Genomic DNA, 14,935 nt, shown 5'->3' with positions numbered 1-14,935 from the left:
AGCGGGAGCGTGGGCGATGGCCGATAACATGTCCGAGGACCTCAAGGCCGGGGCGCTCGTCTACCACCGCCTGCCCAAGCCCGGGAAGCTGGAGATCCAGGCAACCAAGCCGCTGGGCAACCAGCGCGACCTCGCCCTGGCCTATTCTCCGGGCGTCGCCGCCGCCTGCATGGCGATCCACGACGATCCCCAGGAGGCCGCGACCCTCACGATCCGCCAGAACCTCGTGGCGGTGCTCTCCAACGGCACGGCCGTGCTGGGCCTGGGCGATATCGGTCCGCTCGCCTCGAAGCCCGTGATGGAGGGCAAGGCCGTCCTGTTCAAGAAATTCGCCGGCATCGACGTCTTCGACATCGAGGTCGACCAGAAGGACGTGTCCAAGCTCGTCGATGTGGTCTGTGCCCTTGAGCCGACCTTCGGCGGCATCAACCTCGAGGACATCAAGGCCCCCGAGTGCTTCGAGGTCGAGGAGCAGTGCCGGGCCCGGATGAACATCCCGGTCTTCCACGACGACCAGCACGGCACCGCGATCATCGTGGCGGCCGCCGTCCTCAACGGCCTGGAACTCGCCGGCAAGAACCTGTCGGACGTCCGGATCGTCACCTCCGGCGCGGGCGCGGCGGCCCTGGCCTGCCTGAACCTGCTCGTCTCGCTCGGCGCGACCCGCGAGAACATCACGGTCACCGACATCAAGGGCGTGGTCTACAAGGGCCGCCCGGAGCTGATGGACCGCTGGAAGGACATCTACGCCCAGGAGACCGACAAGCGCACGCTCGCCGAGGTGATCCCGGGTGCCGACGTGTTCATCGGCCTCTCGGCCGGCGGCGTGCTGAAGCCCGAATACCTGAAGGAGATGGCCGAGAAGCCGCTGATCATGGCGCTCGCCAATCCCTATCCGGAAATCATGCCGGATCTGGCCGAGAAGGAGCGGCCGGACGCGATGATCTGCACCGGCCGGTCGGATTTCCCGAACCAGGTCAACAACGTCCTCTGCTTCCCCTACATCTTCCGCGGCGCGCTGGATGTCGGCGCCCACAAGATCAACGAGGAGATGAAGAAGGCCGCCGTGAAGGCGATCGCGGGTCTGGCCCACGAGACCACCTCCGATGTGGTCGCCCGCGCCTATGGCGGCGAGGCCCGGCCGTTCGGGCCGAAATCCCTGATCCCGAGCCCCTTCGACCCGCGGCTGATCCTGCGCATCGCCCCGGCGGTCGCCAAGGCGGCGATGGATTCGGGCGTGGCCGGCCGGCCGCTCGCGGATTTCGATGCCTATGTCGACAGCCTCGACCGGTTCGTGCACCGGTCCGGCCTGATCATGAAGCCGCTCTTCTCGAAGGCGAAGGTCGAGCCCAAGCGCGTGATCTACGCCGAGGGCGAGGACGAGCGGGTGCTCCGCGCCGTCCAGGCGATCGTCGAGGACAAGGTCGCGCGGCCGATCCTGGTCGGCCGTCCGCGGGTGGTCGAGACCCGGCTGAAGCGCTTCGGCCTGTCGATCGAGCACGGCCGCGACTTCGAGCTGATCGATCCCGAGGACGATCCCCGCTACCGCGCCTACGTGCAGACCTATCTCGAGGTCGCGGGCCGGCGCGGCATCACGCCGGACGCGGCCCGCACCCTGGTGCGCACCAACAACACCGTGATCGGCGCCATCGCGGTGCGCCGGGGCGAGGCCGACGCGCTGATCTGCGGCCTGGAGGGCCGGTTCGAGACCCGGCTGCGCATCATCCGCGACGTGATCGGGCTCGCGCCGGGCGTGGAGCAATGCGCGGCGATGAGCCTCGTGGTGACCCATAACGGCGCCTACTTCCTGGCCGACACCCATGTCCGCCAGAACCCCACCGCCGAGGAGATCGCCGACGTGGCGCAGGCCTGCGCCAGCCATGTCAGCCGCTTCGGGATGACCCCGAAGATCGCGCTCCTGAGCCATTCCGATTTCGGCCAGTCGGATTCGCCCTCCGCGATGAAGATGCGCGACGCCCTCGCGCTCCTGCAGCGGCGCGACCCGGAGCTTCAGGTCGACGGCGAGATGCAGGCGGATTCGGCGCTGAGCGAGATGGTCCGGGAGCGCGTGCTTCCGGGGTCGCGGCTGAAGGGCGCGGCCAATGTGCTGATCTTCCCGAATCTCGACGCGGCCAACATCGCGTTCCAATTCGCCAAGGTGCTGGCGGATGCCCTGCCGGTCGGCCCCCTGCTGATCGGGCCGGCCAAGCCCGCCCACATCCTGACGCCCTCGGTGACCGCGCGCGGCATCGTCAACGTCACGGCTGCGGCCGTCGTCGAGGCTCAGGCGGACGAGGCCGTTTCGGCCAGGGTCGAAGAGAGCGGCGTCGGCATGATCTCCGAATGAGGAACGCCGGTCGACGGCCGCGAGCGTGGCCGTCGATTTGCTTACCGCTCCCGCGGTTACGAAACCATCGGGAGAAGACGCTATGTGCGCGGGCGACGATCCAACCTGCCACGCCTTCGAGGAGCATCGCCGCCGGTTCCGGCGGGATCTGGAACCGGAACGGCGCGCGTTCCTGAAGAGCAGCTTCGCGGCGACCGGCGCCGCCGCGGCCTTCGCGGCGGGCGGCCCCTCGCTGGTGAGCCCGGCCCTGGCCCAGGCGAGCGGGGCCAAGATCGCCGCCACCGCGCATTATCACCTGCCGGCCAATGCCGAGACCGTCCATTGGGGTTTCTTCAGCCGCAGCCTCAAGCCGAAGGTCGAGATCGGCTCAGGGGACTTCGTCACCATCGAGACGCTCACCCATCAGGCGAGCGACGATGCCGAGCGGATGATCCAGGGCGATCCGGGCGCCGAGAGCGTCTATCTCTGGACCAAGGATAAGATGGGCGTCTCGCCCCGTGGTGCCGGCGCCCTCGACGCGAAGATCGGCCCCGGCGGCGGTCAGGGCGTCCATATCTGCACCGGCCCGGTGGCGATGCGCGGCGCCGAGCCCGGCGACGTGTTGGAAGTGCGGATCCTCGACGTGGCGCCCCGCCCCTGCGCCAATCCCAAATACAAGGGTCTCGCCTTCGGCAGCAACGCGGCAGCCTGGTGGGGCTATCATTACAACGACCTGATCACCGGCGATAAACCGCGCGAGGTCGTCACGATCTACGAGGTCGACGCCACCGGCGAGCGCGACTGGGCCCGGGCGGTCTACAGCTTCCGCTGGCCCGGGGTCACCGATCCGTTCGGCGTCTCCCACCCGACCATCGACTATCCCGGCCTGCCGGTCGATCATTCCAAGACGCAGAAAACCTACGAGGTCCTCAAGGGCATCCGGGTACCGATCCGTCCGCACTTCGGCACCATGGGCGTCGCGCCGGCCGAGGCCGACCGGGTCAACACGATCCCGCCGAGCTATACCGGCGGCAACATCGACAATTGGCGGATCGGCAAGGGCGCGACGCTGTACTTTCCTGTGGCGGTGCCGGGCGCCCTGTTCTCTGTGGGGGACCCCCATGCCAGCCAGGGCGATTCCGAATTGTGCGGCACCGCGATTGAGTGCTCGCTCACCGGCACCTTTCAGTTCATCCTGCACAAGAAGGCCGACCTGCCCGGAACGCCGCTCGAAGCCCTCGATTTCCCGATGATCGAAACCCGGGAAGACTGGGTACTGTCGGGCTTCAGCTACCCGAACTACCTGCGCGATCTCGGCCCGGACGCACAGACTGCGATCTTTCAGAAATCCTCCATCGACCTCGCCATGCGCGACGCCTTCCGGAAGATGCGCCAGTTCCTGATGCACGCGAAGGGGCTCACCGAGGACGAGGCCATCTCGCTGATGTCGGTGGCGGTCGATTTCGGGATCACGCAGGTCGTGGACGGCAATTGGGGCGTCCACGCCGTGGTCAAGAAGGCGATCTTCTCCGATCGGGTCGCCTGAGATGCGGCGACGCCCCGGTCACGGACGGCGTCGCGCTCCTCCAGGTCATCTCCGGGCGATCATGCGCGTGGAGAGGCCGATGTCGATCGAGCCTGCGCAGGGAAACCGGCTCATGCGGCCTTCGCGGTTCCGGCCATGGTCATCAGGCCGGTGATGACCCGATAAGTCTCGGACCATGCCTGTCGGATCTCCGGCGTGAAGTCCGAGCCCAGACCCTGTTCCAGGGTCCACAGCAGCGCGGCGCCGACGGGCTCGTAATGAGCCTGCAGGGCGCCGTAGCCGACGTGCCGATCCCCGAGGTCGCGCACCGTCGCGACCAGAGCTTCCGGCTTATCCAGGTTCGCCACCGTCAGGGCCAGCATGGCCATCAGCTTCCGCTTCTGCGCGCTCATATCGTTCGGGAAGAGCGAGCGGACCTGGGGGGCGGTCTCGAAGAGGCGCCCGTAGAACAAGTCCGAGGCGGTGTCGCCCAGCGATTGCACCTTCGCGAAGCTGTCCTGCACCAGCCTGACCTGCGCGGCCGAAACGGCGTAGGACACGCGGACGCTGGCCAGGAATCGTCCGACCTCGGCGGTCAGGTGCTCGGACTGATTCGACAGGACGGAGGCCGCATCGAGAACCTGACTCGCGGCCTGTCCGGTGCTCTCCGCCGCCTGAGCGACGCCGGTGATATTGCTGGTGACCTCCCCGGTTCCGACGGCGGCTTGCCCGACGTTGCGCACGATCTCCTGGGTCGCCGCGCCCTGCTCCTCCACGGCCGCCGCGATCGAGGTCGCCACGCCGTTGATCTCTTGGATCCGGGCGGTAATCGCCCCGATGGCTTCGACCGCCTGACCGGTGGACGCCTGGACCGCCGCGATCTGGCCGGAGATTTCCGCCGTGGCCTTGGCCGTCTGCTCAGCCAGTGCCTTGACCTCGGAGGCCACGACCGCGAAGCCCCGACCGGCGGCGCCGGCGCGGGCGGCCTCGATCGTGGCGTTGAGGGCCAGCAGATTGGTCTGCTCGGCGATCGATGAGATGAGCCCCACGACGTCGCCGATTTTGTCCACGGCGCTGCTCAACTCTCGCACGCGCGCCGCGGTCCGATCGGCCTCGGCCGCAGCCACCTGCGCGAGCTCCGCCGAACCATCGGCCTGACGCCCGATCTCCTGCACGGATGCACCCAGTTCCTCGGCGGCGACCGCGACGGTGTTGACGTTCTTGGACGCCCGCTCGGCGGCGGCCGCGACCGTTGCCGATTGTCCGGCCGTCTGCGTGGCGGTCGCGGTCATCGTCTGCGCCGTCACCTGCAGTGCGGAGGCTGACGTCCCGACCTGGCCGATCATGCCGCCGACCGCCTGCTCGAAGCGCTGGGCCATCTGGCGCAGGCTCTCCCGCCGCTGGTCATCGGCATCCAGGCGCGCCCGCTCGGCCTCGACCTCCAAATCGCGGGTGCGGGTCAGGTTGTCCCGGAACGCTTGCACGGCCGCCATGATCGGGGCGAACTCGTTCCGATACGCGGCCACGGGAAGATCGACTGCCGTTTCGCCGGCAGTCAGCGACCGCATCGCGCCGGCGACGATCCGGAGTGGCCGCAGCACGCCGCCGACCAGGGCGATGAGCCCCAGGACGACGAGCAGCGCGGCCGCCAGGAGGGCCGCGGCGTTGCGCAGAACACCGTGGCGCGCCAAGTCCGAAAGGGTCTCGGCGCGGGCGACCATCTCGTCCAGGGCCGAATCGGCGAGATTGACGATGGTCATCTGCTCGGCGGTATTCCGTCGCCGCACTTGCTGGAACGTGTAGGGCGCGGGCCGCTGCTGGCTCAGGGCATCGAAGATCGTTTTGGCCCCGGCGGCGGCCTCACCCTCGAAATTGTTGTGCTTGGCCTTCTCGAACGCCGCGCGCGCGGTCTCCGACAGGTCGGCGGCAGCCTCGCTCGTGTTCAGCCAGGCTGTCCGGACCTGAGCCCGCTCCTCGGCCGCGGCCACCGTCTCGGGAAGCGACCAAGAGGTTCCGGCGGCCAACGATGTCTGGACCCGCAGGGCGACGTTCCCGATCGCGACGCGGGTCGTCCAGGCGGACCGCTTGAGGACGAGATAGCGCTGCAGGATCGCGTCGGATCGCGGGATCGCCGCATCCACGGCGTCCGTGGTCGCCGTCAGCGCGTCGAGAAGTTCCTGAAAGGCGGTGAGGACCATCGGCAGCAGCGTGGGGTCTCGCTGCGCCTTCGGGACACGCAGGGCGGCATCCACGCGGGGACGGAGCGCGTTCACGGCCTCCTGAGCCGCATGGAGACGGTTGAGCGTTGCAGTCACGGCGGGCACGTTCTGGTCCCGCAGCAGGTCCAGGACGACCTTGAGGTTTGTGATCATCGCCTCGCGGTTCGTGGCGATGGCGGCGAGGCTGTCATTGTCGGCGACGTCCTCACCGCCGAGAGTAAGAGAGGAGCCCCGTTCGAGCCGTACTGGAAGAATCGTCTTGAGCAGGTGCCGGCTCGCGCGGGACAGACTGACGGCTTCCCGGGCCTGCTGCGCCGTCAGGTGCGCAGAGACCAGATTGTCTCCCGAATATCCCAGCAGCATAACGGCCATTACAATTATGATCGTGAGCATTATTGCTCTGATTGAAAATCTGCCGAGCAAATTCATGCCGATTTATTCCAAGATCGTTCTGGGAGAAATTTATTCCAGCCTCTTAGCGGAAGAATCTGCCGATTGCACGCGCTAAAAATGAATCATCCTTGGTTTGACAAGGTCGTATCGATAGTAAAAACTGTTATTGAGTTGGCTTATGAGTAATTCTGGCCCATTCGAAATTGAAAACGAAAAAATGAAATCTCAAGAGATCCGATATCTAGCGAAATGCTTCGCTGTGTCGTGCTCGTTCTCAGGGGGAATGCCCATCGCGTCCGAGAACCGGCCTGCGCCGGTCTGCCTGTCTTCGGAACTGCTGCCTGCGAGGCCTGGGTCGCGGTGAGGCGTATCGCGCGTTCGCGACGAGGGCGCGCAGGAACGCGACGCGCCGCATTCCCGAGGGCGAAGAATCCGCCGCGTCGCTCACCCGACCTGCGGCGGCGGACTCGTAGGTGCGCTGTCGCTCCGTCCGGTCTCGGCCCGGATTAGATCAGAAGGATCCGCCCGTAATCTCGACGCGCCCGTCGAGCCCGATAATGCGTCCGAGACCGCGAACGCGGTTCAACAGGCGGTCGCCGCTCAAGGCCTCCCAGGCATGGGGCAGCCGCAGCACCACGCGGCCGTCTTCGACGGCCAGCGGGGCCCGCCCGAGGGCACCGTCCATGCCGGCGGAGATCGGGAAGGCGACGCGGAGCAACGCGCCCAGCAGACGGGCCCGTTCGAACAGGCGCGGACCGGCCACACTCCGGAGCATCGGGTTCGCCTTTTCCGGGGCGAGCCCGGTATGCCGCAGCGATACCGCCAGGGCGAGATAGGCCCGCCCCGGATGGTCGACACCGACGAACGCCGCGTTCTGGATCACCGCGATGCTCTGCTCGTCGCGATAATCGGGATGTGCCCGCCAGCCGACATCCGACAGCAGGCAGCCCGCATGGCGCAGACGGCGCTCGTCGGCGGTCTCGTGACCGTCGAGCGTCGCGACGAACTGGTCCGTCCAGGCGATCAACTCTTCCCCGTGGCGTGGCGAGCGCGCCCGGAGAACATTGAACTCCGACGCCGAGGCCAGAAGCGGATCGAGCAGCCGGGTGTCGCGGTCGAGCTGCTCGAACAGCAGGCCCTCGCGGACCCCCGATGCCGAGATCGCCACCTCCCGCGGGCGTCCGACCCGGATAATCTCCTCCAACACGACGGCGCCGTAGGCGAGCAGCGGGCGCCGTGCTTCCGAGATCGCGTCGACGTCCTGCAGCAGCGCCACATCCGTCTGCTCGACGACCTGCAGGAAACTCAGCTCGTCGCTCGGCTCCACCGCGTAGCCATGCATCACGTGGACGGGGTAGCCGCGGGCCGCCTGGTGAAGCCGCGCGATCGCCCGCCAGGTGCCGCCGACCGCGTAGAAGGTCCGCCCGCGCAGGGTCTCGAGCTGCGGCGCGGCCTTGCGCATATACTCGCGGACGATCTTCGATGCTTTCTTGAGCGAGCCGCCGGACAGATCCTGGAGGGCTAGGCCGCCGAGGGGCATGGTCACCCCTTGACCGACCACGGTCCCGCGAACGTCCACGAGTTCGAGGGAGCCGCCGCCCATGTCGCCTACGACCCCGTTCGGCGCGTGGAAGCCCGAGACGACGCCGAGCGCCGACAATTCTGCCTCGCGCCGTCCGGAGAGCAGCTGGATCTCCTGGCCGCAGGCCGCCTCCGCGGCGCGCAGGAAATCCGGACCGTTCTCGGCGTCCCGGGCCGCCGCCGTGGCGAGCACGAACACTTGGCCCACGCGCATCGTCTCGCACAGCACCCGAAACCGCGCGAGGGCGGCGAGCGCCCGGGTCACCGCCTCCTCGTTCAGCCGACCGGTCGTCAGGACGTTGCGGCCCAGACCGCACAGCACTTTCTCGTTGTAGAGCGGCGTCGGTGCCCGCGTCAGGCCGTCATAGGCGACGAGCCGCACCGAATTGGAGCCGATATCGATGATTGCCACCGGCTGATGCGCGGCGCTGCCGATCGTCTCCGCATCATGCGCGAGGGTGAGGTTGGCACGAGGGCTGCCCAAGCGTCCGAGTCCTTCATGAGCCCGGTGCGCCTGCCGGCGCGCCGTGCGGGAGGTTTAGCCCAGTGTCGCTGCGCGGCGAAACTCAGCTGCGCTGCGCGCGCCGGCTCAGGGCGCGCGGGCTCGACTTCTTCGAGGCCTTGCCGCGTCCCGAGAGGCTTGGGTTGGTCATGAAGTACTTGTGGGCATTGAACGGCTCCTCGCCATCGGCCGGCTGGATCCGCTCGCAGCCGCCCGAAGCCAGCAGGCGCCAGCTCTGACGGTTGTCGAGCAGGTTGGCCAGCATGATCTGATCGAGAACCTGCTGATGCACCGTCGGATTGGTGATCGGCAGCAGCGCCTCCACGCGGCGGTCGAGGTTCCGGCTCATCAGGTCGGCGGAGGAGATGTAGACCGTGGCCTTCGGGTGCGGCAGCCCGACGCCGTTGCCGAAGGCGTAGATGCGTCCGTGCTCCAGGAAGCGCCCGACGATCGACTTCACCCGGATCGTCTCCGACAGGCCCGGGATGCCGGGCCGCAGGCAGCAGATGCCGCGGACCACGCAGTCGATCTGAACCCCGGCTTCCGAGGCGTCGTAGAGCGCGTCGATGATCTGGCTGTCGACCAGCGAGTTGCACTTGATCCAGATCGCCGCCGGGCGACCCGCCTTCGCGTGGGCGACCTCCGCGTCGATGTGCTCGAGGAGGCGATTCTTCAGCGTCAGCGGCGAGACCGCCATCCGCTCGAGCTCCGCGGGCTCGGCGTAGCCGGTGATGAAGTTGAAGATGCGCGACACGTCCCGCGCGATGGCGGGGTCCGCCGTGAAGAACGACAGGTCCGTGTAGACCCGTGCGGTGATCGGGTGGTAGTTGCCGGTGCCGACGTGGCAGTAGGTGACCAGCTTGTCGCCCTCCCGACGGACCACCAGCGACAGCTTGGCGTGGGTCTTCAGCTCCACGAAGCCGAAGACCACCTGCGCGCCGGCCTTCTCAAGGTTGCGCGCCCAGCGGATATTCGCTTCCTCGTCGAAGCGCGCCTTCAGTTCCACCAGCGCGGTGACGGACTTGCCCAGCTCCGCGGCTTCGGCGAGCGCCGCGACGATCGGCGAGTTGGACGAGGTCCGATAGAGCGTCTGCTTGATCGCGACCACGTTCGGGTCACGGGCGGCCTGCGCGAGGAACTGCACCACCGAATCGAAGGATTCGTAGGGGTGGTGGACGATGAAATCCTTCTGTCGGATCGCCGCGAAGACATCGCCGCCGCTCTCGCGGATGCGCTCCGGGAATCGGGGATTGTAGGGCTTGAACTTCAGGTCAGGCCGGTCGATCCCGACCACCTGGGACAGCTCGTTCAGGGCAAGCATGCCCTCCACGATGAAGATCGCGTCCGCGGCGATCTCCAGCTCGTCGGCGACGAAGCTGCGCAGATCCTCCGACATGCCCGCCTCGACCTCGAGCCGGATCACGACGCCCCGGCGCCGCTGCTTCAGGGCCGTCTCGAAATGCAGGACGAGGTCTTCCGCCTCCTCTTCGATCTCCAGATCGGAGTCGCGGACGACGCGGAATGCGCCGCTGCCCTTGACGAGGTAGCCCGGGAAGAGTCGCCCGGTGAACATCCCGATCACCTGCTCGATCGTGATCAGCCGCGCCGCGGTCTCGCTGTCGCTCACCGGCAGGCGGACGAAGCGGTCGATCACGCCGGGCAGGCGGATGAGGGCGCGCAGCAGCCGGCCGTCCTTCGGACGCACCAGCATCAGCGCGATGGTGGTGCCGAGATTCGGGATGAACGGGAACGGGTGGGCCGGATCGATCGCGAGCGGCGTCAGGACCGGGAAGACGTGGTTGAGGAAATACTCCTCCAGCCACGCCGCCTGATCGGCCGAGAGGGCGGCGGGCTCGACGATGTCGATGTCGGCGGCGTGCAGCTCCGCGCGCAGTTCACGCCAGCGGGCCTGCTGGTCGGCGGCGAGGCGCGAGACCTCCACGCCGATCCGGGCCAGCTGCTCGGACGGCGACAGGCCGTCCTGCGACGGGACCGTGATCCCGGCCCGCACCTGATCGATCAGGCCGGCCACGCGGACCATGAAGAACTCGTCGAGGTTGTTGGCCGAGATCGACAGGAAGCGGAGGCGCTCCAGCAGCGGATGATTCGGGTTGGACGCCTCCTCCAGAACGCGCCGGTTGAACTGCAGCCAGGACAGCTCGCGGTTCACGAAGCGCTCCGGCGAGTGGCGGAGGGACCGACCGGCCTCCAGCACCGGCTCGCGGGCCGCGCCGGCAACGGGCTCCGCCGGAGCCGCGGCTGCCGGCCACTCGTCACTGGCGTCGGCCGCGGCTGCCGGAGCGGCCCCGGCGGCGATCGAGTCGGTCTGCGTGCGCCGGGTCGCGGGCGCGCGCCGCGCCGTCGGATTGGCCGCCGCGCGCCGACGGGGCTCGGCTGCCTCGTCGGCGGCGTCGCGGTCCACGGGCTTCTGCGTCGATTCCATCCCCGATCCCTGTCTCTACGCGTCGCTCCTAGCGGCGGCGGAGCGTGTATCACCCTAGACCGGCGGCCTTCACGACAGTTTCGTGACGGCCGCCGCATTCCGCGTTCAACCGGCCGGATCGGGCTCGTCGTCCAGTCCCATGCGCCGCAGGACAGCCAGCGCGAGCGGCCGGCTGATCCGGCGTCCGCGCCCGAGGGCGTCGCGGTCGAGCTCGGCGACGACGTCCCGGGCGCGGCCCAGCGACCGGTCGATGCGCAGGGCCAGCGAATCGATCACCCCGAGATCGACCACCAGCTGACGGTCCACGAACAGCTTGACCAGGACCGCCCGCAGCAGGGCGTCGTCCGGCGCCTCGATGGCGATGCGCGGCGCCAGCCGGAGCCGCGAGCGCAGGTCCGGCGTGGCGAGGCCGAGGGCGTCGATCCCGGTGCCGCTCGTCAGCAGGATCGGGCAGGCGCGCTCCCGCGCCCGGTTGAGCAGATGGAACAGCGCCGCCTCGTCGAGCCGTTCCGTCCGGTCGATATCCTCGATGACCAGAGCGCCGTTCGAGATGAGGTGCTGGATCGCGTCGGCCCCCAGCTCGGCGGCCGGGAGGGTCCAGGCATGGGCGCGCTCCGCCCAGATCGCCGCGAGATGGCTCTTGCCGCTGCCCGAGGGACCGGTGAGGACCAGGACACTGTCCGGCCAGTCCGGCCAAGCCTCAATCAGCGCGTAGGCGGCCTCGTTGGCCGGTCCCACGAGGAAATCCTCGCGCCCATAGCGTGGGTCGAGGGGCAGGTCGAAGGCCAATTGCCGGGGTGGTGCGTTCTCGCGCATGTGTCGCCCAGGATCACCCCCCGCCCGTGGAGGTCAAGGCCGCAGCGTCCTTGCCGTCGTGCTCGATCAAGATCGGCTGTCCGGCATGGTAGAGGCGGCTCTCCAGATAGCGGGCCAGGGCGAAGCGGACGAGCACGCCGATGGAGGCCGCGATCGGGACAGCGAGCAGCAGCCCGACGAAGCCGAACAGCGTGCCGAAGGCGAGCAGGGCGAACATCAGCCAGACCGGGTGAAGCCCGGTGGAATCGCCGACGAGCTTCGGCGAGATGACGTTGCCTTCGAGAAACTGCCCGACGAGGAACACGCCCACGGTCAGGCCGAGATACAGCCAGTCCCCGGATGGCCAGAACTGGACCAGGGCGACGCCGACGGAGAGCAGGAAGCCGGTGAGCGTGCCGACATAGGGAATGAAGGTGAGAAACCCGGCGATCAGGCCGATCAGCACGCCGAAGTTGAGGCCGACCAGCCAGAGGCCGACCGCGTAGAAGCTGCCCAGGATGAGGCAGACCAGGGTCTGGCCGCGCACATAGCCGGTGACGGCGCCGTCGATCTGGCGCGCGAGGTCACGCACCGTCGCGCGGTGCCGGGGCGGCACCCAGCCGTCGATGGCCGCGACCATCCGGTCCCAATCCACCAGGATGTAAAACGCGACGACCGGCGTCACCACGAGAAGCGAGGCGATCGAAATCAGGGCCTGGCTGCCCGACCAGAGGGATTTCAGAAAGGCCAGGAGCCACGTCCCCGCCTGGGTCGCCAGCGTTCCGACGGAGGATTGCAGCTCCGTGAGGACATTCGCGCCGCCGACGCGTTCCAGCAGTGACCCGGAGCGCTCCGCGATGATGGCCTGGAGCCGCGACACCATTCCGGGCAGCGCATTGACCAGGGCGACGACCTGATTGGCCGTGAGCGGGATCAGGATCAGCAGCGTCACCACGAGGACGACGACGAACAACGCCAGGATCAGCAGACTCGCGGCCAGCCGGCCGAGGCCGAGGCGCTCCAGCCGGTCGGCCAGGGGATCGAGGAGATAGGCCAGGGTGATGCCGGCCACGAAGGGCAGCATCACTTCCCGGAGGAGGTAGATGATCAATCCCAGAGCGACCACGGCGGCCAGCCCGATCACAGCTCGTGCGCGCACGTCGACGCTCCCCCAGACACCACGCCCGCGGGCAGAGTGGGTATGCGGCGCGTGCCGATCAAGGCGCCGCCGCAGCCGACTCGCGTGGCGCGCGCGAAGCCGCTAGAGCGGGGCCAGATTGGAACGAGGTGGCGCGGGCATGACGGCCAAGGACGGCAACGAGCCGAAGACGGGGCTCACCTACGCGGCGGCGGGCGTCGACATCGATGCCGGCAACGCCATGGTCGAGACGATCAAGCCGCTGGTGCGCTCGACCCGGCGCCCGGGCGCCGACGCCGAGATCGGGGGCTTCGGCGGCCTGTTCGACCTGAAGGCTGCGGGCTTCCGCGATCCGATCCTGGTGGCGGCCAATGACGGCGTCGGCACCAAGGTCAAGATCGCCATCGAGACCGGGCGCCACGACACGATCGGCATCGATCTCGTGGCGATGTGCGTGAACGACATCATCGTCCAGGGCGCCGAGCCGCTGTTCTTCCTCGACTACTACGCCACCGGCAAGCTGGTCCCGGGCGTCGGCGCCGACATCGTGCGCGGCATCGCCGAAGGCTGCCGGCAGGCGGGCTGCGCGCTGATCGGCGGCGAGACCGCCGAGATGCCGGGCCTCTACGACGGATCCGACTACGACCTCGCGGGCTTCTCGGTGGGAGCCGCCGAGCGCGGCACGCTTCTGCCGCGTCCGGGGATCCGGCCCGGCGACGTTGTGCTCGGCCTGCCCTCCTCCGGGGTGCATTCCAACGGCTTCTCGCTGGTCCGCCGGATCGTCGTGAAAAGCGGCCTCGGCTGGGACGCGCCGGCCCCGTTCGCCCCCGGGCGCAGCCTCGGCGAGGCGCTGCTGGAGCCGACCCGGATCTACGTGAAGCCCCTGCTGGCGGCGCTCGGCGCCACGGACGGGATCCGGGCGCTCGCTCACATCACGGGGGGCGGCTTCCCGGACAACCTGCCCCGCGTCCTGCCGGACGATGTCGGCATCGCCATCGACCTCGACGCGGTCACCCCGCCGCCGGTCTTCGGCTGGCTCGCCCGCGAGGGCGGCGTCGCCGAGGCGGAGATGCTGCGCACCTTCAATTGCGGAATCGGCATGGTGGTGATCGCCGCCGCCGATGCGGTGGACGACGTCGACGAGGCCCTGACCCGGGCCGGCGAGACGCCCGTGCGCCTCGGCCGGATCACGGCGCGCGGCTCCGAGCCCGTGACCTTCAGCGGAAACCTCGCCCTCTGATGGCGACCGCCCGCAAGACCCGCGTCGCCATCCTCATCTCGGGGCGCGGCTCCAACATGGTCGCGCTGATGGAGGCGGCGCAGGATCCCGCCTTCCCGGCCGAGATCGTGCTCGTCGTGTCGAACCGCCCGGAAGCCGCCGGCCTCGCCCGCGCGGCGGAGGCGGGCATCCCGACGCAGGCCATCGACCACAAGGCCTTCGCCGACCGCGCCGGCTTCGATGCCGCCCTCGACGCCGCCCTGCGGGGGGCCGAGGTCGACCTCGTGTGCCTCGCGGGCTTCATGCGGATCCTGACGACGGATTTCGTGGCGTCCTGGGCCGGCCGGATGCTCAACATCCACCCGTCGCTCCTGCCCCTGTTCAAGGGCACGCACACGCACCGGCAGGCGCTCGACGCCGGCGTGCGCCTGCACGGCTGCACCGTGCATTTCGTCGTGCCGGAACTGGATGCGGGTCCGATCGTCGCTCAAGCCGCGATCCCGGTCCGCCAGGACGACGATCCCGACAGCCTCGCCGACCGGGTGATCGTGCAGGAGCGCCGTCTCTACCCGGCCGTGCTCGCCCTGGTGGCCGGCGGCCGCGCCCGCCTGGACGGCGACCGCGTGGTGATCACCGACGAGGCGCCCGACGGCGTTCTGTTCAGCCTTTAGCGGGCGGCCCATCGTCCCTGCGAGCGGAGCCCGGCGATCCGGCATCGCCCGCTCGCCGACGTTCCGATGCGCTGGGCTGCTTCGCTGCGCTCGCAGAGGCGACGTCTACCGAAGCAGCCCTGT

General features: G+C 68.8%; 9 protein-coding genes. 4 read left to right on the top strand and 5 right to left on the bottom strand.

Annotated elements, in window-relative coordinates; all coding sequences use genetic code 11:
- Positions 1-16: 16 nt before the first annotated feature.
- Entirely contained in the window at positions 17-2,347 is a 2,331-nt protein-coding gene (locus tag ABIC70_RS13545) for an NADP-dependent malic enzyme (RefSeq protein WP_043383701.1), read from the top strand.
- An 82-nt stretch (positions 2,348-2,429) separates the two neighbouring features.
- Entirely contained in the window at positions 2,430-3,872 is a 1,443-nt protein-coding gene (locus tag ABIC70_RS13540; protein ID WP_043350875.1) for an acetamidase/formamidase family protein, read from the top strand.
- Positions 3,873-3,982: 110 nt separating this feature from the next.
- Here the strand turns inward: ABIC70_RS13540 and ABIC70_RS13535 are convergent, their stop codons facing one another.
- From ABIC70_RS13535 to ABIC70_RS13515, 5 genes are all read right to left on the bottom strand, one after another.
- The gene (locus tag ABIC70_RS13535; protein ID WP_354439911.1) at positions 3,983-6,442 is read right to left on the bottom strand and encodes a methyl-accepting chemotaxis protein; all 2,460 of its coding nucleotides are present in this window, start codon (positions 6,440-6,442) and stop codon (positions 3,983-3,985) included.
- Between the two features lie 532 nt (positions 6,443-6,974).
- Positions 6,975-8,528 carry an exopolyphosphatase gene (gene ppx / locus ABIC70_RS13530; RefSeq protein ID WP_043383698.1) on the bottom strand — a complete coding sequence of 518 codons (1,554 nt, stop codon included), beginning with the start codon at positions 8,526-8,528 and terminating at the stop codon, positions 6,975-6,977.
- 82 nt (positions 8,529-8,610) lie between these two features.
- On the bottom strand, positions 8,611-10,989 hold the full coding sequence (locus ABIC70_RS13525) for an RNA degradosome polyphosphate kinase (RefSeq protein WP_354439910.1): 2,379 nt from the start codon (positions 10,987-10,989) through the stop codon (positions 8,611-8,613).
- A gap of 105 nt (positions 10,990-11,094) precedes the next feature.
- Positions 11,095-11,805, bottom strand: a complete 711-nt coding sequence (locus tag ABIC70_RS13520; RefSeq protein ID WP_043350885.1) for a P-loop NTPase family protein — start codon at positions 11,803-11,805, stop codon at positions 11,095-11,097.
- 13 nt (positions 11,806-11,818) lie between these two features.
- Complete coding sequence (locus ABIC70_RS13515; protein WP_287089366.1) at positions 11,819-12,943, bottom strand: AI-2E family transporter; 1,125 nt, start codon at positions 12,941-12,943, stop codon at positions 11,819-11,821.
- A 139-nt stretch (positions 12,944-13,082) separates the two neighbouring features.
- Between ABIC70_RS13515 and purM the strand changes: the two genes are divergently transcribed.
- Together purM and purN are read left to right on the top strand one after the other, a co-directional pair.
- Entirely contained in the window at positions 13,083-14,162 is a 1,080-nt protein-coding gene (purM, locus tag ABIC70_RS13510) for a phosphoribosylformylglycinamidine cyclo-ligase (RefSeq protein WP_075381834.1), read from the top strand.
- Positions 14,162-14,812 carry a phosphoribosylglycinamide formyltransferase gene (purN, locus tag ABIC70_RS13505; protein WP_354439909.1) on the top strand — a complete coding sequence of 217 codons (651 nt, stop codon included), beginning with the start codon at positions 14,162-14,164 and terminating at the stop codon, positions 14,810-14,812. Before purM ends, purN begins: the two co-directional genes overlap by 1 nt.
- Positions 14,813-14,935: the final 123 nt, after the last annotated feature.

The sequence above is a fragment of the Methylobacterium sp. 1973 genome (genome assembly GCF_040545035.1).
Taxonomy (GTDB): domain Bacteria; phylum Pseudomonadota; class Alphaproteobacteria; order Rhizobiales; family Beijerinckiaceae; genus Methylobacterium; species Methylobacterium fujisawaense.
This window is presented reverse-complemented; position numbering and strand designations above follow the sequence as displayed.

What these genes read in the sequence shown, in the direction of transcription:
- ABIC70_RS13540 (WP_043350875.1), top strand. Translation starts at nt 2,430, where the DNA reads ATGTGCGCGGGCGACGATCCAACCTGCCACGCCTTCGAGGAGCATCGC.
- ABIC70_RS13545 (WP_043383701.1), top strand. Translation starts at nt 17, where the DNA reads ATGGCCGATAACATGTCCGAGGACCTCAAGGCCGGGGCGCTCGTCTAC.
- ABIC70_RS13525 (WP_354439910.1), bottom strand. Translation starts at nt 10,989, where the DNA reads ATGGAATCGACGCAGAAGCCCGTGGACCGCGACGCCGCCGACGAGGCA.
- ABIC70_RS13520 (WP_043350885.1), bottom strand. Translation starts at nt 11,805, where the DNA reads ATGCGCGAGAACGCACCACCCCGGCAATTGGCCTTCGACCTGCCCCTC.
- ABIC70_RS13535 (WP_354439911.1), bottom strand. Translation starts at nt 6,442, where the DNA reads ATGGCCGTTATGCTGCTGGGATATTCGGGAGACAATCTGGTCTCTGCG.
- purN (WP_354439909.1), top strand. Translation starts at nt 14,162, where the DNA reads ATGGCGACCGCCCGCAAGACCCGCGTCGCCATCCTCATCTCGGGGCGC.
- purM (WP_075381834.1), top strand. Translation starts at nt 13,083, where the DNA reads ATGACGGCCAAGGACGGCAACGAGCCGAAGACGGGGCTCACCTACGCG.